This window comes from Micromonospora peucetia (assembly GCF_900091625.1).
In the GTDB taxonomy this organism is placed as follows: Bacteria; Actinomycetota; Actinomycetes; order Mycobacteriales; family Micromonosporaceae; genus Micromonospora; species Micromonospora peucetia.
The window spans coordinates 5,722,937-5,743,523 of sequence record NZ_FMIC01000002.1 but is presented as its reverse complement, the minus strand read 5'-3'; the positions used below and the strand labels follow the sequence as shown (position 1 = coordinate 5,743,523).

19 protein-coding genes and 1 pseudogene are annotated in these 20,587 nt (G+C 69.0%); 8 read left to right on the top strand and 12 right to left on the bottom strand.

All coding sequences use genetic code 11. The annotated features are described in order from the left end of the window. Positions 1-142: 142 nt before the first annotated feature. The gene (locus GA0070608_RS25990; RefSeq protein ID WP_091631079.1) at positions 143-1,285 is read right to left on the bottom strand and encodes a M14 family zinc carboxypeptidase; all 1,143 of its coding nucleotides are present in this window, start codon (positions 1,283-1,285) and stop codon (positions 143-145) included. 468 nt (positions 1,286-1,753) lie between these two features. On the opposite strand from GA0070608_RS25990, the gene GA0070608_RS25985 reads away from it, so the two are divergent. The 3 genes and pseudogenes from GA0070608_RS25985 (at position 1,754) to GA0070608_RS25980 (ending at position 5,400) form a co-directional block, all read left to right on the top strand. Next, complete coding sequence (locus GA0070608_RS25985; protein WP_091631078.1) at positions 1,754-3,910, top strand: UvrD-helicase domain-containing protein; 2,157 nt, start codon at positions 1,754-1,756, stop codon at positions 3,908-3,910. A 67-nt stretch (positions 3,911-3,977) separates the two neighbouring features. Beyond that, the gene (locus GA0070608_RS32810) at positions 3,978-4,130 is read left to right on the top strand and encodes a hypothetical protein (protein ID WP_176733841.1); all 153 of its coding nucleotides are present in this window, start codon (positions 3,978-3,980) and stop codon (positions 4,128-4,130) included. Between the two features lie 100 nt (positions 4,131-4,230). Then, a pseudogene (locus GA0070608_RS25980) lies at positions 4,231-5,400 on the top strand (ISAs1 family transposase). 198 nt (positions 5,401-5,598) lie between these two features. Here the strand turns inward: GA0070608_RS25980 and GA0070608_RS25975 are convergent. Further along, positions 5,599-5,808, bottom strand: a complete 210-nt coding sequence (locus GA0070608_RS25975; protein WP_091631077.1) for a DUF397 domain-containing protein — start codon at positions 5,806-5,808, stop codon at positions 5,599-5,601. Continuing rightward, positions 5,801-6,688 (bottom strand): helix-turn-helix domain-containing protein, encoded by an 888-nt coding sequence (locus tag GA0070608_RS25970; protein WP_091631076.1) that lies wholly within the window; start codon positions 6,686-6,688, stop codon positions 5,801-5,803. The genes GA0070608_RS25975 and GA0070608_RS25970 overlap by 8 nt, the downstream gene beginning before the upstream one ends. Positions 6,689-6,950: 262 nt before the next feature. On the opposite strand from GA0070608_RS25970, the gene GA0070608_RS25965 reads away from it, so the two are divergent. Continuing rightward, a complete protein-coding gene (locus GA0070608_RS25965) occupies positions 6,951-7,238 on the top strand; it encodes a DivIVA domain-containing protein (RefSeq protein ID WP_091631075.1) in 288 nt (95 codons plus the stop codon). Continuing rightward, positions 7,235-7,486: a hypothetical protein gene (locus GA0070608_RS25960; protein WP_091631074.1), complete on the top strand. Its 252-nt coding sequence runs from the start codon at positions 7,235-7,237 to the stop codon at positions 7,484-7,486. Before GA0070608_RS25965 ends, GA0070608_RS25960 begins: the two co-directional genes overlap by 4 nt. A gap of 103 nt (positions 7,487-7,589) precedes the next feature. On the opposite strand, the gene GA0070608_RS25955 is transcribed toward GA0070608_RS25960, so the two are convergent. From GA0070608_RS25955 to GA0070608_RS25915, 9 genes are all read right to left on the bottom strand, one after another. Beyond that, positions 7,590-7,895, bottom strand: coding sequence for a hypothetical protein (locus GA0070608_RS25955; RefSeq protein ID WP_141719549.1), 306 nt, complete (start codon positions 7,893-7,895; stop codon positions 7,590-7,592). Between the two features lie 67 nt (positions 7,896-7,962). After that, entirely contained in the window at positions 7,963-8,379 is a 417-nt protein-coding gene (locus tag GA0070608_RS25950; protein ID WP_091631072.1) for a hypothetical protein, read from the bottom strand. Then, on the bottom strand, positions 8,376-9,686 hold the full coding sequence (locus GA0070608_RS32805) for a WXG100 family type VII secretion target (RefSeq protein WP_176733840.1): 1,311 nt from the start codon (positions 9,684-9,686) through the stop codon (positions 8,376-8,378). Before GA0070608_RS32805 ends, GA0070608_RS25950 begins: the two co-directional genes overlap by 4 nt. After that, positions 9,683-10,003, bottom strand: coding sequence for a type VII secretion target (locus GA0070608_RS25940; protein WP_091631071.1), 321 nt, complete (start codon positions 10,001-10,003; stop codon positions 9,683-9,685). The genes GA0070608_RS32805 and GA0070608_RS25940 overlap by 4 nt, the downstream gene beginning before the upstream one ends. Beyond that, complete coding sequence (locus GA0070608_RS25935) at positions 9,990-10,391, bottom strand: YbaB/EbfC family nucleoid-associated protein (RefSeq protein WP_091631070.1); 402 nt, start codon at positions 10,389-10,391, stop codon at positions 9,990-9,992. Before GA0070608_RS25935 ends, GA0070608_RS25940 begins: the two co-directional genes overlap by 14 nt. Positions 10,392-10,645: 254 nt before the next feature. Further along, entirely contained in the window at positions 10,646-11,305 is a 660-nt protein-coding gene (locus GA0070608_RS25930) for a response regulator (RefSeq protein ID WP_091631069.1), read from the bottom strand. Next, positions 11,302-12,456 carry a sensor histidine kinase gene (locus GA0070608_RS25925; RefSeq protein WP_091631068.1) on the bottom strand — a complete coding sequence of 385 codons (1,155 nt, stop codon included), beginning with the start codon at positions 12,454-12,456 and terminating at the stop codon, positions 11,302-11,304. The genes GA0070608_RS25930 and GA0070608_RS25925 overlap by 4 nt, the downstream gene beginning before the upstream one ends. Beyond that, positions 12,456-13,292 carry a CPBP family intramembrane glutamic endopeptidase gene (locus GA0070608_RS25920; protein WP_091631067.1) on the bottom strand — a complete coding sequence of 279 codons (837 nt, stop codon included), beginning with the start codon at positions 13,290-13,292 and terminating at the stop codon, positions 12,456-12,458. Before GA0070608_RS25920 ends, GA0070608_RS25925 begins: the two co-directional genes overlap by 1 nt. 139 nt (positions 13,293-13,431) lie before the next feature. After that, complete coding sequence (locus GA0070608_RS25915; protein ID WP_091631066.1) at positions 13,432-16,242, bottom strand: M14 family zinc carboxypeptidase; 2,811 nt, start codon at positions 16,240-16,242, stop codon at positions 13,432-13,434. Between the two features lie 173 nt (positions 16,243-16,415). Here GA0070608_RS25915 and GA0070608_RS25910 point away from each other — a divergent pair, with 173 nt between their 5' ends. The 3 genes from GA0070608_RS25910 to GA0070608_RS25900 are packed head-to-tail and all read left to right on the top strand — an operon-like array spanning position 16,416 to position 20,289. Further along, a complete protein-coding gene (locus tag GA0070608_RS25910) occupies positions 16,416-17,144 on the top strand; it encodes an NUDIX hydrolase (protein WP_091631065.1) in 729 nt (242 codons plus the stop codon). Continuing rightward, positions 17,141-18,301 carry a 5'-methylthioadenosine/S-adenosylhomocysteine nucleosidase family protein gene (locus tag GA0070608_RS25905; RefSeq protein ID WP_091631064.1) on the top strand — a complete coding sequence of 387 codons (1,161 nt, stop codon included), beginning with the start codon at positions 17,141-17,143 and terminating at the stop codon, positions 18,299-18,301. The genes GA0070608_RS25910 and GA0070608_RS25905 overlap by 4 nt, the downstream gene beginning before the upstream one ends. Further along, the gene (locus GA0070608_RS25900; RefSeq protein ID WP_091631063.1) at positions 18,298-20,289 is read left to right on the top strand and encodes a hypothetical protein; all 1,992 of its coding nucleotides are present in this window, start codon (positions 18,298-18,300) and stop codon (positions 20,287-20,289) included. Before GA0070608_RS25905 ends, GA0070608_RS25900 begins: the two co-directional genes overlap by 4 nt. The last annotated feature ends 298 nt before the right edge of the window (positions 20,290-20,587 follow it).

Here is a 20,587-nt window from a genome sequence, read left to right as displayed (position 1 = left end):
TCAGCACGGTCGCCGTGGAGAGAACGCCGGTGGCCGCGACCGCCACCACCACTCGGGGCATCCCGTCCCCGCACCCTTGCCCCGTCGACCCGAGAGGCCCGCCGGTGCCTCAGTTCACCATCAGCTTTCCGGGGAGGGCCGGTCAGCCCACCACCGAACGCAGTGGGATCCGTTCGGCCCGCAGGGCGCGCACGAGGTCGCCGAGGAACGGGTGCTCGTCGACCTGGAGACCGTCCGGGTTCGGGATCACCAGGTGGGCCGAGCCGTCCGCGACGGAGACCCGGGCGGTGCTGGTGAACCGGTTGACGACCGCCTCAGCGCGGGGCAGGTCGGTGGCGGCCACCTTGATGGTGAACGGTCGCCACTCGCCGCCGAGGTTCTCCGCGACCGGGGCGGTGGCTGCGGCGGCGCGGGCCGGGTCGACGCCGCTCGCGCGGCGCGCCCCGCCGTTGCCCGGGTGGAGCAGCGCGTTGGCGACCAGGTGCAGACCATTCTCGTTGTACGCCCGGAAGAGCGGGTTGAACGCGAACAGCACCGCCCGTCCGGCGCCGGACGGCTCGTCCACCAGCGCGACCGTTCCCTTGAGCACGTCGCCTCCGACGGTGTAGCCGTTTGCCCAGAACGTGTCGCCGGTCGGGTAGCGGAGCACGTTCGTGCCGGTGCTGCTCGGGCTCAGGATCGGGTCGATGATGGTGACCAGGTTGTCGTTGCGTCGCTCGACCTCGCAGAACAGTCCGGCGGCCAGCTCGTAGAGGGTCTTCAGGGCGGCGTCGGCGCCGCTCTTCTCCCCGCCGTGGACGTTGGCGGTGATCCAGACGATCGCCGGTGTCTCTTCGGTGATCCCGTTGGCCTTCTGCTGGCTGGTCCGGCGGGGGTCCCGCAGTGAGCGGATGTCGTCGGCGATGCGCCGCAGGGTGCCGCGCCGGACGTTGTCGTCGGCGGAGACGACCGCGTACGGCAGGGGCTGGCCGAGCACGCTGGTGCCCATGCTGCCGGTGACGACCCGGTCCGAGGCGGCGTCCACGGTGCCGAGGTAGCCGCGCACCTCGTCGTTGGTGACCACCCGTTCCTGGCCGGCGCCGAGCGGGAAGCCGAGGAAGCCCTCCGGGCTCGGCACCGACGCCAGCCGGGCGGTCGGGTCGGCGCTGCACGCCGGGACGCGGGGCGCGGCGCCGGCGGCGGGGCCGGTCAGCAGCGGCGTCGTCGCGGCCAGCAGGACGAACGCGGCGGCGCCCGCCAGTCGTCTCGGGGAAACTGCCCTGGCTCGGTGCCCTGATCGTCGCATGTGTCGCCCTGTTTCCCGCTCCGGGAAGTGAACCAGCGTGCCCCGAGAGCGTAGGATCAGGAATTTCCTGCGGTCAATATATGGTTTAGGTGGAGGTGCCGGTCCGCCGGCGGCGGTTCGCCCATGCCGGCCGGGGCTGGCGGCCCGGGCGGATGCAGTGTTGGATGGGCGATCCGCATGCTGACCGTGGGCGCGCGGCGGTACGACCTGATCAAGAGCGAACGGCTGATCAAGTAGCGCCGGGATCCTCCTCGTACTGCCCGCCCTCGGGTTGGATCCACGGCGAGTCGTGCCGGCCGGTCTACGGGGATGCGCGCATCGGTGGTGTCACCTCAACTCTGTCTCGTCGGTCCCTCCGCCGTGTTCCTGACGGACGGGGGCGTACCAGATAGCTGCCGGTGCCCCGCTGGGCGGCAGCCGGTAATGTCGCCCTCGCCGCCATCGACCGACCACATCGGAGGTCCGTCCGTGCCTCAGCTCGCCTTCGCCAACAGCTTCTGGGAGAGTTTTGACGTCCTGGAAAAGCCGATTAAGGCCGGCGTACGGAAGGCCATGGCGAAGTTCCAGCAGCTCACCATCGCGGAGCTGTACGCCGACAAGGGCCTGCACCTGGAGTCGGTGAACAACGCCCGGGACCCGCGGATGCGGACCATCCGGATCAACGACTTCTGGCGCGGGGTGGTGCTGGCGCCGGACGATGGCAGCGACATCTTCCTCCTGCTGAGCGTCGTGCCGCACGACGGCGCGTACACCTGGGCGGCCAAGCGCCTCTACACCGTCAACACGGCGACGCGGGCGCTGGAGGTGCGCAACGTCGTCGCCATCGAGCAGCTCACGCCGGCGCTGGAGAAAGCAGCGGCGCAGGCGCCGACGCTGCTCTTCGCCCGCCACTCCGACACGGTGTTGCGTCACCTGGGCATCGACGACCAGGTCTTGCGGGCCGTCCGGACGATCATCGACAAGCCGCAATTGGAAGCGTTCGGCACGCTACTGCCCGAGGACCAGTTCGAGGTGTTGCAGCACCTGGCCGAGGGATTTCCGCCGGACGACGTCTACCGCGACCTCGTCGCCCAGCGCCGACCCGCCCACGCCACGCCGGAGCCGAGCGAGAGCCTGGCCATGGCGATCGCCAACACGACCAGCCGCATCACGCTGGTGACCCGGCCCGACGAGCTGGCCGAGATCCTCGACAAGCCGTTCGCCGCCTGGCGGGTGTTTCTCCACCCGTCGCAGCGGCGCGTCGCGTACCGGGTGTCGTACAACGGGCCGGCGCAGGTGACGGGTGGGCCCGGCACGGGGAAGACGGTGGTCGCCCTACATCGGGTCAAGCACCTGCTGGCCCGGTCCGCCGACAGCCGGGTGCTGCTCACCACGTACACCAATGCCTTGGCCGCGACCCTGCGGGAGAATCTCGCGGCGCTCCTCGGCGACGAGAAGCAGTTGGCGCGCGTCGAGGTGACCACGGTGAACGCCTTCGCGAACCGCACCGTACGCGCCCTCGCCGGGCGGGTGCCGACACCCATCGGCGACGCGGACGAGCGGCAGGTCTGGCGGCGGGTGTGCGGACGACTGAAGTTGTCCTGGACCGAGCAGTTCCTCGCCCAGGAGTTCCGGCATGTCGTCCTCGCTCAGGACGTGCGGAGCCGGGAGGAGTACCGCGTGGCCAGCCGGCGGGGACGGGGGTCGGCGCTGGGCTCCCGACAGCGCGATCAGGTGTGGGACGGCGTCGAGATGTTCTCGGCTGAGCTGTCGGCAGCTGGCACCATGACGCACCTGCAGGTGTGCGCGAGGGCGGCGCAGCTCCTCGACGGCGCCGACCTCGACGTCCACGGGTTCGACCATGTGGTCGTGGACGAGGCGCAAGACCTGCATCCCGCGCAGTGGCGAGTGCTGCGCGCCGCCGTGGTGCCCGGCGCCGACGACATGTTCATCACCGGAGACCCGCACCAACGGATCTACGACTCCAGAGTGTCACTCAGCGCACTCGGGATCTCCGTTGCGGGGCGCAGTAGCCGGCTGCGCATCAACTACCGCAGCACCGAGGAGATCCTGTCCTGGTCGACCGGCGTGCTCGTCGGATCGCACGTCGATGACCTCGGCGGTGAGGGCGAGGACAGCCTCACCGGTTACCGGTCACTGCTGCACGGCAAGCGACCGCACACGCAGGGCTATCCGACGCCACAGGCCGAGACGATAGCGCTCGTCGAGCGGGTGGGGGAGTGGCTGGAACAGGGCGTCCAGCCGAGCGAGATCGGTGTCTGCGCGCGGTTCAACACCGTTCTGGGCAGCGTGCAGGACGAGCTGACCGGGGCCGGGATCCCCGCCGTGCGGGTGCGGGACCAGCCCGGCGCAGACGTCGACGGAGTGCGCCTCGCCACCATGCACGCGATGAAGGGGCTGGAGTTCCGCTGTGTCGCGGTGGTGGGCGTCACGGCCAAGACTGTTCCCTTCGCCAAGGAAGTCACGCCAATCGAGGTCGATCAGCTCCAGCACGACAGCGACATGCTCCGAGAACGCTGCCTGCTCTTCGTCGCCAGTACTCGAGCTCGGGAGGCGCTGCACGTGTCTTGGAGCGGGGCGTCCAGCCCGTTTCTGTCGTTCGCCTCGGAGAACCAACTGGCGTGACAGAAGGCAGACTGCCGGATGTGAAGCCTCAAACGACGAGGACGCTGATCTGACTTGAAGGAGAAGCATGAAGCAGCAGCCTCTGACGCTCGCCGAGATTCTGGCTGTGTTGGATGATCCTTGGTCAGTTCTCGACCTTCAGCGCTACTTTCTGGGGGCCGGCGGTGCGGCCTTCGCCGGGCAGGGTCCCGGCAAAGTCGTGATGGTGTCTGACTTGTAATGCTTGGGGTAGAAGCGCCGTTGTTGTTGGCAGCAAGACGGGCATGACTCTTCGGAAGATCATCAAGGTTCCTACGCCATGCTGATCGCCGAAGTGAGTCATGCCCGCACTGCCATCATCGCTGATCTCGTCCCTGTCCTGCGCACCGGCTCTGACCGTGCCCGAAGCCGCTGGTGGACTGCCCGCGGTGCTCGCTGGTCTGCCTGATCCACGTGCCCGGCGAGGTGTCCGGCACCGGCTGGTGGTCGTGGTGACCGCGGCGGTGTGCGCCGTGGTGGCCGGCTACCGCTCGTATGCCGCGATCGCCGAGTGGGTCGCCGATGTTCCGGCAGCGACGGCTCTCGCTTTGGGCATGGCGCCCGATCGGCGCCCGTCGGAGGCGATGATCCGTCGGCTGTTGCAGGCCATGGACCCGCAGCTACTGACCGCGGCGATCGGTGTCTGGCTCGCCGGCCGGGCCACCGCCACCACCTCGACGGCTGGCCGGGCCATCGCCGTCGACGGCAAGGCCCTGCGCGGCTCCCGCACCACCGACACCGCCGCCCGGCACGTCATGGCCGCCTGCGACCAGGCCACCGGTGTGGTCCTGGCCAGCATCGACGTCGACGGCAAGACCAACGAGATCACCCGGTTCGCACCGCTGCTCGACCAGATCAGCGACCTGCGCGACACCGTGATCACCGCCGACGCACTGCACTGCCAACGCGAGCACGTCACCTACCTCGCGCAACGCGGCGCACACTGAATCCTGACCGTCAAAGGCAACCAGCCCCACCTGCACGCCCAGCTCACCGCGCTGCCCTGGCGGGCAGTCCCCGACGCCACCCGCGACACCGACCGCGGACACGGCCGCCGCGAGATCCGCAGCCTGAAGATCCTGACGATCTCCACCGGCATCGACTTCCCGCACGCCGTCCAAGCCATCCAGATCCGCCGCCGCAGACGACGTCTGGACCAGCCGAAACGCTTCACCACCGAAACCGTCTACGCCATCACCGACCTCCGCGTCCACCAGGCGAAACCGGCGCAACTGGCCGGCTGGATCCGCAGCCACTGGTCGATCGAAAACAAGATCCACTGGGTCCGCGACGTCACCTACGACGAAGACCGCAGCCAGATCCGCACCGGCACCGGACCCCAAGTCATGGCCGCCCTACGCAACGCCGCCATCAGCGTCCTGCGCCTGACCGGGGCCACCAACATCGCCGCCGCCAACCGACATCACGCCCGCGACAGCACCCGCCCCCTGGCACTACTCGGCATCACCTGACGACTTTGCCGGGGCCCTGCCTGATCACTGCAGGTAATCAAGCCGTTGCGCGGAATGGCTCAGTGGCCAATCGCAGTGGATCGGCGACTACCTGGTAGGCGAATTCTTCCTCCGATCGGTGGAAGGGTGCCGCGACGTTGAGCGTCACCCTGTTGCTGAAATGGTGAGGCACCAAAGGTGCGAGGTGTGCCCGAGTCGTCATCGTCCGTTGTGGGCGAAGCCCACACTTGCCACCGTCACGAACCTGATCCAAGCCGTTGGCGGGAAAGTCAGGACAGCGCCGTCTTCGTCCTTGGAATCGCGTACGGCGACGATGCCGGGGAGGTTGTCGGCGACCTCGACGCAGTCGCCGCCGTTGTCGCCACTGCGGGTGCTCTTCCGCCAGCGGGCACCGCTGAGGTCAGTCATGTCGCATCTCCCCGATGATCTGCTTGATCATGTCCCCCGATTCTGCCTCACCTAACGCGAGAACATCTACGCCTCTCCAGGTGTTCTCGTAGGCCGCGAGTTCGTCGGGCTTGTCGAGGTAGAGGGCTCCGGTGAGCGACTCGCTGTAGACGACCGACGGTTCAGGCGCCGCTCGTCCCCCCTTGGTAGCGGGGAAGTCGAGGATGACGAAGGACCCGGCGACCGCTCCGGGATGCGGCCCTGCGGCCAGTGGCACCACGCGCACCGACACGTTCGGCAGCTCGGAGGTTTCGAGGAGGTGATTGAGCTGACCGGTCATGACACCAGACCCGCCGACTGGCCGGCGGAGCACCGCCTCCGAGAGCACCGCCTCCAGCCGTGGCGGCTTCGGAAGCCGACGGGTCAGTAGGGCTTGCCGCTGCATACGTACCTCGACAGCGCGTTCCCGTTCCGCTGTGCTCAGCCGACTGCCTGGCTGGTAGAGCCCGAGCGCATAGTGCCGGGTCTGCAGCAGGCCAGGGATCAGGGACTCGTCATATCGGCGGAGGTGGGAGGCGGCGGATTCTAGGCCGACGTAGAGCTCGAACCAGCTCGGCACCGCGTCGCCGTAGGCGTGCCACCAGCCCTTCGACTTAGTCTCCGTGGCGAGCCCGCGCATCGCCTCGGTCATCTCGGCGGACACCCCGTACAGCTCGCACATCGCCTTGACGTCGAGCACCCGGACCGGGCCCATGCCGCATTCGATCCGCCAGATCTTCTGCCGGCTGTATTCGAGGGCCTCGGCGGCGGCGTCGAGAGTCACGTCCGCCTCGGTGCGGTACTGGCGTAGCAGCCGGCCGAGTTGCCGGCGCGGCACGGTCGATCCGACATCCTCGGCCATCTAGACACTCCCTGGTTCCGTCGCGCAACACTGCGTCACCTGGTCATGTAACAGCTATAGGTAGCAGCAAAGAAAGTCAATACTTCTGGGAAGAATTCTGCTGTGGAACGTTGCCTCAATGCTGCGTGCCGTCACAGGATGACCACAGGCTCTGTTGTCGTACCGCTGATCGAAGCTGCGGCGGCAGGGCGGGGTGGCCCGTGCGTGCGGGGAGGGCGGACGGGCCACCCCTTCCAGTCCACCAGGGAGAGGCAGGCAGCAGATGAGCGTCCGCAACCAGCGACCGGGAGCGACCTACCGCTCCTCGGCGTACACCAGTCTGCTGCCGTTGCAGGTGCGCGAGCGCCGCTTCAAGCCGGTCGGCCTCGGACGCCGCGGCCTGGAACCGGCCGACGTCTACGACTTCCTCGACCGCGTCGCCGGCGACATGGCCAACGTCTACGCCGCCCTGGCCGCCAGCCGCCGGGAGACCGCCGTCGTCAAGGACGCGCTGCGCCGCTGGCAGTCCGAGCAGGCCCGCGCCCGCGCCGACCGGGGGCACCAGGCATGACCCAGCGGTACGTCATCCACCTGCCCGTCGCCGCCGTCGACCTGCCGGCCGCGCAGCGGCTGGCCCGGGTGATCAGCCGCTGGCTGCTGGTGCTGCCGCAGACCGACCCGGGGGAGATCACCGTTTCGGAAGAGGACAACCAGCACGTACGTCACCGGGTCTTCTGTGACCTGCGGATGCCTGGCGGTCGGCGCTGCCTGCTGCGTGCCGACCACGACGGCGCCTGCTCCCGCCGCCTGCCCCGGTGAGGGCCGACGAGCACTGGCTGCGGGCCGGCCCTGATGTCCAGGGGTAGCCGAGGAGCCGCCGGCTCCGGTCCCCGCCGCGCCTGGCTGGGAGTGCGTGTCCGTCCTACGAGCCAGCGGGGGCCAGGCGTCCGGTCCGCCCGTCGAAGTACTCGACGGGGTACCTACCCGAGAGTTCGGCGGCGAGACGCCGGGCCAGCTCGTGCCCGGCGGCGTAGAAGTCCGCCTCCTGGTCCCTTTCGGGGAATCCGGACGAGGCTGGATCATCCCGATCCAACGTGCCGTCGTATGTCTGTGCCCACTGCAACAGCGCCGCCGCCAGTTCGTCCGAGATCGGCATCTCAGCCGGATCGACGTTGTCGACTCCGGCGAATCCAGCCAGCCATGTCGGGTAACACTCGTAGTCCGCCATGACCCGCACCCGGTGTGGGTGGTGCCGACGAGTGACGGGAAGCTGGGAGTTCAGTGCCGGTTCGCTTTCACGGGAGCGGAGGGAACGGGGCCTGGTGGTAGCCGAGGATGCGCATCGCCTCTTTGCTGGCCGCGCGGAGTTCCTCGATCTGAAGGGTGGGAACTCGATAGTTGTTGGCCCGCACGGAGGCTAGGAAATCCTCGGGAAGACCCACATGGTAGGTGGCCACGTAGAACCGTAGGTCCTCGCGCCAGATCCATTCGCCGTCGGTCATCACTGACGCCCCACCGATGATGAATTTCTCACTTCCCAGAACGTCTGACTCGGCGCCCATCACGTCGATCAGGTCGTGGCCATCACGCAGATACTGGATCACCAGAGCGGCGTCCGGCAGTAGGGCGCCGTCCAGATGGTCTTGAATGCTCTCCGCGTAGACCTCAACCGGGTTCGGTCCGAGTTCGCGGAAGAAGCCAACAGCTTTCATCGATATCCATTCGGTTTGAAGGTCACCCATGTGCCCCCGTCGGCCACGGTGGGTTGCTCCGGTTTCGCCGCCCACCGGTTCGTGCCCACCCGTTCTGTTGGGGCTACAACGCTGACGCCGAGTACGTCGGCGACCTGTTGGGCGAGCGGCACGGAGTTGAGCGCCTTCGGGTCGGTCATCCCGGAGTAGCAGGAAACGAGCCTGACGGGCCCCCCGTCGTAGGCAGGGTTCTCCTTGAGTGCCGTGACGATCTGTGCCGCACTGGTCGGAACCCCGTTCATGTCACCACCCTCGGCAGAGACCTTACCGGGGACGAAGAACCCCTTGTCGGTGCCATGTACGACGACATCATGGTGGCCTTCAAGGGGGAGAACCTTCTCCATGTTGCGCATCGTTCTCGCGTCGTATCCAACCACCGTGGAATGGTTCGTGTGATACACCGGATCGCCTGCGGGCAGATGCGAGTCTGGTGGCCGCTGCGGTGCGATCGGTTGGTCCTCCGGGTTCGCCCAGTCCCGGCGTCTCCCCATGCGGTCGGGGGGACCTATCCCTGCGATTCGGTTGAGCGCCTGCTTCAGCCTTTCTATCAGGTCGCCGAGCCGCCGGATCGCCGGCATCAGCCGCCGCAGACTCGCCAGCAGCCCCCGCAGCAGCCGCGCGATCCGCGCCGCCCATGACGCCACCAACGTCGTAACCTGCTCCACCACCAGCGGCGCGGCGAACCCGCCGGTGACGACGAGTTCGCCGGCGTACACGATGAGCCGGGAGACGCAGGTGGCGATGGCGTCGCGGACCAGCAGCCGGACGGCGGCGACCAGGCCGGCGGCTCCTTCGGTAATGGCGGCGAGGGCATCGGCGCCCTGGGCCAGCCCACCGAGGGCCTGCTGCTGCTCGGCGGCCCAGGCCCGGTAGGCGGGGCCGGCGCCGCCACCCCAGCTCGCGACGTCGGTGCGTACGGCGGCGGCCAGGTCGGCGGCTTCCCTGCGAAGCGACGCGGCGACGTTGCGCCAGGTCTGGGCGTGGGCGGTGATCTGCGCTGGATCGCCCGCGAGCCAGTCCAGTGCCTCGCTGAGCGGCTTGACATGCTCGATCAGCCAGGCGATGCCGTACTGGAGCAGCGCGCCGACCGGGTCGGAGACGAAGGCCAGGGCGTCCAGACCGGCGCTGACCACGCCGAGGGTGCCGTCGATCCAGCTGCCGTTGCGGACGCCCTGGGCGATGAGCTCGATGTCCTCGCAGATCCAGATGCCGGCCCAGGCGCTGGGCGGGGTCTCGGCGGCCGTGGCGACGAGCGGATTGGTGGTCACCGGTTGTCCCGTATCCGTTGCAGCGACTGCTCGGCGCGGACGTCGGAGGCACGGTAGCGGTCGGCGCTGGTCCGCAGTCTGTCGGCCGTGTCGCGCACCGAGCCGGCCGCAGTGTCGATGCCCTGGACCAGGGTCTGCTGGAGGCCGTCGAGCAGCATCGGCATGATCGCGCAGAGCCGCCCGTACGCCTCGGCGCCCAGCCGGACGTGCTGGCCGGCCTGGCGGGCGGTGTCGAGGTCTCCGGCGCTACGGTCGAGGCGTGCGGCGTGGCGGGTCAGGCCGTCGGGATCGACCTGGATGCCGTCATCGCCGGGCATCCGGTGTGCCCCGGTCGGGATCCAGCCGGCGGCGGTACGACTCGACCAGCGCCGCTGCTGTCGGATCCTCGGCACCGAGGATGCCCGTGGTCGCCTCGGTGATCCTGCTCAGGAGGTCGGCGTGAGCGGCCCGGGTGGTCGCCAGGATCTGCCGGGCGGTGTGCGCCGCGGAGCGTTGTCGGGCGCGTTCGTCCAGCCGCAGGTCGACCAGCAGGCCCGACGAGTCGACGGTGACCTGGATGGTCCGATCGGGGCTGGTCGCCGTGCCCCTCATCGCCTGCACCTGTGAGGACAGCTCCTTGGCCCGGGTTGCCCGGTTGGCGATGGACGCTTCCCAGTCGTCGAGTCGGCGGGTTGCCTCGTCGAGCGCGGCTTCGTCCGCCCACATGCCTGACCCTCCCCAGGGCATCGACGCCGACCGTCTGCGTCGCCGTCACGTTATCAATCGGTGGCACTGTGTGGTGTGCCGGTGGGTGTGCCACGGCGACCGGATCTGTTTGTCTTTCGAACTCAGGGTGGACCACAGTGGTTCGAGGAGCCGATCTGGCGGTCGCCGGTGAGCGAGTGGTACGTGATCTCCGCGCGGTTGTGGCCGCGTCTGCCTTGATCGCACCCGGACGACGTTCTGACGCGATCGCCCGCTCAGGTCACCAGGCCCGCGCGGTACGCGTAGACCACCGCCTGCACGCGGTCGCGCAGGTCGAGCTTGGTGAGGATGCGCGACACGTACGTCTTGACGGTCTCCTGGCTGATCACCAGGTTCGCGGCGATCTCGCTGTTGGACAGGCCCTCGGCGATGAGGCGCAGCACCTCCAGTTCGCGCGGGGTCAGCCCCACGTCGCCCGGCGTGCCCTCGGCGGGACGGATCCGCGCCGCGTACCTGCCCACGAGCTGCCGGGTTACCTCCGGTGCCAGCAGTGCGGCACCGCTCGCGACGGTGCGGATGCCGTGCAGCAGTTGAGCCGCCGGGGCGTCCTTGAGCAGGAACCCGCTCGCTCCCGCGCGCAGCGCCTCGTAGACGTACTCGTCGAGGTTGAACGTCGTCACCACGAGCACCTTGACCGGGTGCGCGACCCCGGCACCGGCCAGCAGGCGGGTCGCCTTGATGCCGTCGAGCACCGGCATCCGTACGTCCATCACGACCACGTCCGGGTGCAGCCGGCCGGCGAGGTCGACCGCGGCGCGCCCGTCCCCGCACTCGCCCACCACCTCGAGGTCGGGCTGGGCGTCGATGATCGTCGTGAAGCCGGTGCGGATCAGCGCCTGGTCGTCGCAGACCAGCACCCGGATGGGCGCGGTCACGATGGGATCCCGATGGGAATGCGGGCCCGCACGACGAAGCCGCCGCCCGCCCGGCGTCCCGCGCTGAACTCGCCGCCGAGCAGGCCGACCCGTTCGCGGAGCCCGGCGAGGCCGCGCCCGCTCCCGCCGGGGGCTGCGGCGTACGAGCCTGCGTCGTCGGTGCCGACTTCCACCGTGATCTCCCTTTCGCCGTGCTGTACGTGAACGATGGTGCGGCTGCCGTGGGCGTACTTGAGGGCGTTCGTCAGCGCCTCCTGCACGACCCGGTAGGCGGCGAGCTCGGCGCCGCCGGTCGTCTCCGCCGGCGTGCCCTCCTCGGTGAACTCCACCGGCTGCCCGGCCTGCCGGGTCTGCTCCACGAGGGCGCGCAGCTCGCCGACGGACGGCGTACGGGGCTCGGCGCTGTGGTCGGGGTTGAGCAGGTCGAGCAGGTGGCGTAGGTCGGTGATGGCCCGCCGGCCGGTGTCGGTGATGGCGGTCAGGGTCACCTCGAGGCGTTCGGGGGCGGCGGTCAGATAGCGCGCCGCCTCGGCCTGCACGACCATCGCCGTCACATGATGGGTCACGACGTCGTGCAGTTCGCTGGCGATGCGGGTGCGTTCGGCGGCGCGGGCGGTCACGGCGATGTGGCGGCGGCGTTCGGCCTCGGCGATCCGGGACTGCCGCAACCGGGCCCCGATGCCCCAGGCCAGGGCCAGCAGCAGGTAGAACGTGGCGAACCCGGTCACGCCCTCGGTCGACCCGAGCCGGTCGAGGGCGACGGCCAGAGATACGTACGCGGCGGAGGCCAGGACCAGGGTGGTACGCCGACGACGTTCCACGTGGGCCCCCGCGCTCAGCAGCGCGATGGCCAGCGCGGAGCCCGCGACCGTGTGGTAGGCGCGGAGCTGGTCGATCGCGAAGCCGAGCGAGACCAGGGCGAGGCAGAGGGCTGGCCGGCGCCGGCGCACGGCGAGCGGGAGGCACTCCAGGGCGACCACCACGGCGGTCAGCGCGTCGAAGGGACGCGCCGGTAGGTCACCGAGCTGCGTACCGTGGTGACGCAGCGCCGGCACCATCGACGTGAGGGCGAGCAGCAGCCCCAACGGGAGATCCCGGACCGTGACGGGCCAGCGCCGCCACGAGTCCGGGAGCATCCGAGGGTCGATCATCAGGAGACCGTAGCGGTCGCCGGCTCGGCGCCGACCGCGCGGCGGCGGCGTGGGACGAGGTGACCGCGGCGGTGGGCCAGCCACAGGAACACCAGGGTCAGCACCACACCCGCCGCCACCGTGTACAGGCTTCCCTCCGGCCCGAAGTCGCCGCCGGTGAGCAGGGCCGGGCCCGACATCGTGGAGTCCAGCAGCCCCTTCGACTCGCCGTTGCCGGAGACCACGACGCTGAAGATGCCGCTCGCGGCGAAGTTCCAGCCGAAGTGCAGGCCGATCGGCACCCACAGGTTGCGGGTGGCGGCGTAGCAGGCGGCGAGCATGAAACCGGCCTCGATCGCGATGGCGACCGCGCCCCACAGGCTGGCATCCGGGTTGGTCAGGTGCATCAGGCCGAACACCACGCCGGTCAGCAACAGCGCGATCCAGGTACCCATGCGTTCCTCGACGACGCGGAACAGGACGCCGCGGAAGATCAGCTCCTCGGTCGTGGCGGCGGCGGCCATGAACCCGAACAGCGCCACCGCGCCGGACACCGAGCCCAGGCCGTCGACGTGGTAGCCGCCGAGGAAGGCGATGTTGACGATCACTGCCGCGAACATCCCGAACCCGATCAGCATCCCTCGGGCGGTTCGGGCGCCGGCCCCGGCCCGGGCCAGCTCCGTGACCTCGCGGCGCTCGGTACGCGGTACCACCCACGCGTACGCACCTAGCGCGGCCACCGCCGTCAGCACACCCAGGGCCAGGGTGAGCCAGGTGTTCCCCTGCACCGCGAGGATTCCCTGGCTGCCGACGAAGGTGACCGCCACGACGGCCACGAGCTGCTTCACCAAACGCATGACGACTCCTTGAACGTGGTCCGCAACTGGAGCGCTGCGGCCACGTCAAACGCTATGGAGTCGCCGGTCAGGAATCGTCACCGTGCGGTGGACACTTGCGGGTAGCTCGCACGGGGGACAAGCAGCGCTGCGTCGCCTGTCAGCCCACCACCGAGCGCAGCGGGATCCGCTCCGCCCGCAGGGCCCGGACGAGGTCGCCGAGGAACGGGTGCTCGTCGACCTGGAGACCGTCCGGGTTCGGGATCACCAGGTGCGCCGAGCCGCCCGCGACGGAGACCCGGGCGGCGCCGGTGAACCGGCTGACGACCGCCTCAGCGCGGGGCAGGTCGGCGGCGGCCACCTCGATGGTGAACGGCCGCCACTCGCCGCCGAGGTTCTCCGTCACCGGGGCGGCTGCTGCGGCGGCGCGGGCCGGGTCGACGCCGCTCGCGCGGGCCGCCCCGCCGCCGCCCGGGTGGAGCAGCGCGTTGGCGACCAGGTGCAGACCGCTCTCGTTGTACGCGCGGAAGAGCGGATTGAACGCGAACAGCACCGCCCGTCCATCGCCGGTCGGCTCGTCCACCAGCGCGACCGTCCCCTTCAGCGCGTCGCCCCCGACGGTGTAGCCGTTGGCCCAGAAGGTGTCGCCGGTCGGGTAGCGGAGCACGTTCGTGCCGGTGCTGCTCGGGTTCAGGATCGGGTCGTTGTTGTTGAACTCGAAGTCCTCCGCCGGGCGGCCCAGCGCGACCGGGCTGTCGCCGTCCACGTCGACCCGCAGGTGGGAGCCGATCACCGTGTACCCGCTGGGCTTCGGCTTCTCGGTGGTGGAGGTGAGGCCGGCGGAGCGGGCCATCCGGGTGCCCTCGTTGCGTAGCCCCAGGTAGGTGTTGCCCTCGGCGACCCAGGCACGCAGGTTGGCCTGCCCGGCGGCGGTGAGCCCACCGGTCGGGCTGCTGCCGTCCGGGACGAGGAGCACGCTGCGGTCGGTGAAGGCCGGCGTGTTGTCGTTGATGTCGGCGGTGGTCACCGGCGTCAGATCGAGGCCCCACCGCTTGCCGAGCACGTACCGTGCCTCCCCGTGGGAGCCGGAGGTGGTGGAGATGCCGGTGCCCTGGAAGAGCCCGACGTCCGGCCGGACGACCGGGGCGCCGGCTGCGGCCGTGCGGCGCGGGGTGAGCGTGACGCCGAGTTTCCTGGCGGCCCGGTCCAGCTCGGGGGTCAGCGCGCGGGCCGGTATCCCCACCGCTCCCGTGTCCAGGTCGCGGACGAGCCCGATGCCCCGATCCAGCAGGGTGAAGGTGAACTCGGCCGCCGCGGCGGAGTCCAGCTCGTAGGTGTAGGAGCCCCTCCTCGGCGCGGCCGATACCCGGCCACCACCGGTGTCCTCGATGCGCTCGACGAGGCGGGCGCGGGGCCGTACGGTGGCACCGGTCCAGACGGCGTTCAGCCCCATCAGCAGCGGATTGCTCCAGGACGAGACGTCGTAGAAGTACGGGAACGGCACGTACGGGTCCTCGCCCATGATCGCCTGGATCCAGTGCTTCTGCGGCTGGTCCATCGGGATCCAGTACGCGCCCTCGGGCACGGTCAGGTTGGTGGCGGTCCGTCCGCCGAAGACGCGGGCGGTGGGCAGTTTCAGCGGCTTCGTGACCTCGTACACCTCGACGTCCATCCGGCGCAGCCGCTCGACCAGCCGGCGGGCGTCGGCGAGCTGCCGGTCCGGCAGGAGGAAGTACGACCGGACGGTCTGCTCCGGCACCGGGAACTGGACGGTGTTGTCCGGCTGGACCACCTCGTTCGGCTGTAGCGCGCCGGCCCGGCCCTCGGCGAGGGCGTCCTTCCAGATCGTGAAGTAGCCGTCCAGCACCTCGCGCCGGTGCGCAGCGGCCCAGTCGAGGGTCGCCCACTGCGTGTGGAACTGCTGTTGGACCCGGTCGGCCACGGCCGACGCGCTGCCCTTCTCGAAGGTCATCCCGGCGGCGCCGAAGCCGGCGGCCGGCACCGTGTCGCCGTAGCCCATGAAGAACATGTCGTACGTCGAGTAGTTGAAGTAGCACTCGGTGGTGACGGCATCGTCGCAGGCGCCGTTGAACCCGAATCCGGCCTTGTTGGCCTCACCGATCCGGTTGATCCAGTCGACCGCCTCCCCGGCGATCTCGTGGTGGATCGGGTCGGCGTTGGGCGGGAAGAAGTATTGCCGGCCGCCCATCTCGTGGGCGTCGACGAAGACCTGCGGCGGGTACCGTCGCATGAGTTCGATCTTGCCGTCGGTCTCCTGCTGGGTGCGGGCGAACCAGTCCCGGTTCAGGTCGAACCCGTACTCGTTCTGCCGCCGGCTGGCGTCGCGGCCGTCCGGGTTCTGGGTCGGCACGATGATGGTGACCAGGTTGTCGTTGCGCCGCGCGACCTCGCAGGACAGCCCGGCGGCCAGCTCGTAGAGGGTTTTCAGGGCGGCGTCGGCGCCGCTCTTCTCCCCGCCGTGGACGTTCGCGGTGATCCAGACGATCGCCGGTGTCTCCTCGGTGATCCCGTTGGCCGTCCGCTGGCTGGTCCGGCGGGGGTCCCGCAGCGAGCGGATGTCGTCGGCGATGCGCCGCAGGGTGCCGCGCCGCACGTTGCCGTCGGCGGAGACGACCGCGTACGGCAGCGGCTGGCCGAGCACACTGGTGCCCATGCTGCCGGTGACGACCCGGTCCGAGGCGGCGTCCACGGCACCGAGGTAGCCGCGCACCTCGTCGTTGGTGACCACCCGTTCCTGGCCGGCGCCGAGCGGGAAGCCGAGGAAGCCCTCCGGGCTCGGCACCGACGCCAGCCGGGCGGTCGGATCGGCGCTGCACGCCGGTACGCGGGGCGCGGCGCCGGCGGCAGGGCCGGTCAGCAGCGGCGTCGTCGCGGCCAGCAGGACGAACGCGGCAGCGCCCGCCAGTCGTCTCGGGGAAACTGCCCTGGCTCGGTGCCCTGATCGTCGCATGTGTCGCCCTGTTTCCCGCTCCGGAAAGTGAACAGCGTGCTCCGAGCCTAGGACCAGGGATTTCCGATGGTCAATATGTGGCGGTCGGGTCCGGGGATCGCCCTGGTTGGAGTGCTGGAATCCGACACTCGCCAGGCTTCCTGTCAGAATGACACTAAGCCTATGGTCAAGTCATGTCCGACGATCGCTGGGTTGCTCCGGCTGTTCTCCTTGCCGTTGACCTCGTCATCCTCACGCTGCGGGAATCCCGCCTCCATGTGCTGCTGATCGAGCGCGGCGTTCAGCCCTATCAGGGCGCATGGGCCCTGCCTGGCGGTTTCCTCAGCCACGAGAAGGAAGATCTTTTGGCCGCGGCCCATCGGGAGCTTGCCGAGGAAGCTGGCCTGGGGCCGGATCAGCTACACCTTGAACAACTTGGTTTTTACGGTGCGCCGGACCGTGACCCGAGGGGCCGGGTGGTCTCTGCGGCTTACCTGGCCATCGCGCCTCGGCTGCCTGAACCCGTTGCCGGTACCGACGCGTCAGAGGCGTGCTGGACACCGGTGGCGCAGGCGCTGTCCGATGACGCCCGCCTCGCCTTCGACCATGCGCAGATCTTGACCGACGGTGTCGACCAGGCACGGGAGAAGTTGGAGCGATCGGCGCTCGCGACCGCCTTCTGCGGCCCGACGTTCACGATCTCAGAGCTTCAGGACGTCTACGAGGCGGTGTGGGGCGTGCCGCTCGACGCACGGAACTTCTACCGAAAAGTGCAGAGCGTGGACGGCTTCATCGTTCCCGCCGGCCCGACTCGCAGGACGGAGGGCGGGCGTCCCGCTCGCCTGTTCCGACCTGGCCCCCGCACGACCCTTCACCCTCCGATGAGTCGCCCTCTCGGTCGAGCAGGCAAGGAGACAACGTGAGTATGAACAGCAGCCTTGTCGTGATCCTCACGGCGCTGAACCTTGAGTACGAAGCGGTCCGCGATCGGTTGACCGGCCTGCGGCCACGTCGACATCCCGCCGGCACCCGATTCGAGGTAGGCCGGATCGGCCATAGTAGATGCAGTGTTGCGCTTGGTCTGGTCGGTAAGGGCAACCATCCTGCTGCCGTACTCGCGGAGCGGGCGATGGCCGAGTTCGCCCCGGCTGCCCTGCTGTTCGTGGGAGTCGCCGGTGGCCTGTGGCCCAACATTCGGCTCGGCGACGTTGTCGTGGCCAGCAAGATCTACGCCTATCACGGTGGCACCAGCGAGGACGACGGCTTGAAGGCCCGCCCCAAGGCGTGGGAGATCCCGCATGAGGCCGACCAGGTGGCCCACCACGTCGCCAGGTCCAGCGCCTGGCGTCGGGGTCTTCCCACGGGGGCAGCGCCCGTCGTCCATTTCGGGCCGATCGCCGCCGGCGAGGTGGTGCAGGACTCGGGGAGGTCGGAGCAGGCCCGCTGGATCCGCCAGCACTACAACGACGCCGTCGCGATCGAGATGGAAGCGGCGGGTGTGGCCCAGGCGGGACACCTCAACCGCGCGCTGCCCGTGGTGGTCATCCGTGGCATCAGCGACCACGCCGACGGCACCAAGGTCGCCAGCGACGGGCAGAACTGGCAGCCGAAGGCGGCAAGTCACGCGGCCGCTTTCGCGACTGCTCTGGCGCAAGAACTGTTCATCGACGGTCCGACCGGCCAATCAGGCTCGGCGGATCGGGACGGGAGCCCCACGATGTCCATGAGTAACCGCAACACCGCCTCCGGGAATGCTCAAGTCGGAGTGCAGGCTGGGCAGATCTACGGCAACGTCACCGTCGGCGCTGGCACCGAGCGGCCAATCGACTTGGCCGCCAGCATCGCGGACCTACGAACCCATCTCAAGCAGGCCCACCTCGACGGACAGTTGGATCAAGAAACCTACGCCGCTGCCGAATCGGAACTGGATGCGGCAACGGAATGCGCCTCTGCGGGTATGCCCGAGAAGAGGAGCGGCCTGATGGTCGCGCTCAAGCGGCTGCGGGGCCTGGTCGCCGACGTGACTGAGCTTGCGGCCCGGCTTGCGGCGATCATCGCCGTGGTACGGGGCATGTCATGACGGCCCCAACCTCGACCAACGTCGCGAAGGGAGACGCTCGCGTCGACGTGCAGGCAGGAGTGGTGCACGGCGACATCAACTTCTACCGGTTGCCACCGAACGCCAGTCCCGAAGAACAGTTTACCTTTGCTTTGAAGTATCTCGATGCCCGTGTTCGTGATCAGGCACGCGAGCTGATCGAGAAGGCGGTCGCAGGCGGGCTCGTCACCGCCGAAGTCCAGTTCTACCGGCTCATCGCCTTGCTGAGCGGACGCACCCTGCGCCAACTCGCTCCCGAGGAGTTGGATCGCCTCGCCGTAATCTGCGCCAGCCTGCCGGACCTCGACGATCGCAATGAGTGGGTGGTGGGGTTGAAGAGCATCATCCGCCTCCTGGCTCCAGTGCGTCCAGCGGAGACGGAGATAGTGATCAAAGAAATCGATTCGCTGGATCAGCGTCAACGCGACGACATCTACGGCCACCTCGAGGCGCTGCTTGAGGGCGCGGTGCAGGATGAGATGTGGCGGAAGTCCGTCGCTCTCGCGGACTTCCAGCGCACGGCGGGCGAACGGTTCACACGAGTCTGGAAGTTCTTCCATCCCGTACCCGCGAAGCCGCGGACGCTGCCGGTGCGGCCCGCCGTCATCGCCTTCCGTGACTGGCTCTGTGCTGGCGTGGGCACGGCCGTGTTTACCCTCGCCACGGTGCAGCTGACCATGCTCGTGGTGGCTCGTGGGGCGTTCGATCCGCTCCTTGGCCTGCTCGCCGGGCTGACGGGGCTGGCCGCGTTCTGTGCGGGCGGATCGGATCGGTATTACCGCAGGACGCGTCTCCGCGCTAAGGAGGCGCAGATCCGCGCGCCCCGCCAGCGTGGAAGGGAGGCACCAGCGGGTGGCTACGCCCGCAAGGTGGACCGGCTCTTCGAGCGCTACTTCGGCCTGTACGTCCCCCAAGGAACCGACCGAACCTACTGGCTCACTCAGACGGCGGGGATCCGGCGGCACCTCCGTGACGAGGTGGCCGAGCTCTACCGGGAACAAGGCATCAAGGCCGACCGGATCGCCTGGCTTGTCCGGCATCTGGTGAGCGATGTGCGAGGGCAGTGGGAGCGAGACACGCTGACGGCGTATCGCGAGCAGTTGTCCGTCCCGGCCCGGACCAGGATTCTTCATATCGGTGGCCTGGCTCTCCTCGCCGTTGGGAACCTCTGGGTCGTCCCTGCCGTCATGGCCGGGGCCGGGCTGTCCGGCGCAGGTTGGCTCGTGCTCGCCGTGGCGTCCGCGGTGCCGGCGGTGCGCTCGTCGTTTCGGATCGTCGCCGAGCGGCGCAGGGTCGTCGATGACCAGGCGGAACGAGACGAAAAGGAAACGGCCCGCTGGGCCGCCTACCACCGGTGGTGTCAGAAGCTGTCCGACAAGCCGTCGGACACCGAAATGGCTGCCTGGTTGGAAGGTGACCGCAAGGTCCTGGTCGACCAGGCCATGCAGCAGTACCGGCTCCATCCCAGCCACGTGATCGCACACGCCTTTATCGAGGCACCAGCGCCAAGCTGCAAAAGGGCTCGGTATCCGCAGGGGCCGTGGCGGTATTCCCGGTATCGCCTGCTGCTTTTCCTGCTCACCGACGATGGTGTCCGGCAGGCCAGCATCGATCTCGACTTCGAAACCGCCACGCCCCGCACCAACCAGCGGCTCAACTACCGCTTCGACGCCGTCGCCGCCGTCCGGATCGACGGCATCGCCACCCAGCAGCAGACCTTCGAGCTGACACTGTTCAACGGAAACCCCATCTCCATCCTTGTGAGTGCACCTGACAACGAGTCGCTTCAGGACGACGAGAATCCAACGAAGATCGCTGAACTGTCGCTGGACGCCGCCGGGCTCAGTCACACCCTGCACGTCCTCGAAGGTGTCGCTGCCGAGGGCAAGGAATGGGTGAAACATCGACGCAACCGCGCCGACGAGAGGCTTACCAACATCGCGAAGACCACACGCAGATTGCTCGATTAGTCCAGGCGGTTCAGCGTCGATGCAACCGTTACGTCACAAGGCGATAGTTGGGAATATCGTGGTTGCGCTCCGCCGCCGGGTCGTCCGCAGCGCGGGCCGTGACCCCACCAGGAATGAATGTCCGCGAGACGTAGATTCCTTCCAGGCAGGTGTCGCACCAGAACGATGCGTAGCCGTGGTCAGTCGAGGGTCGCGCTGTGAACACGAGTCGTAGCGTTCGGTGCCCGCAGTTCGGGCAGGCGAGACCTGGTGCTTCAGGCAGGGTTTGGTATGCCGCGTCGAAGGCCTCCAGCCATTC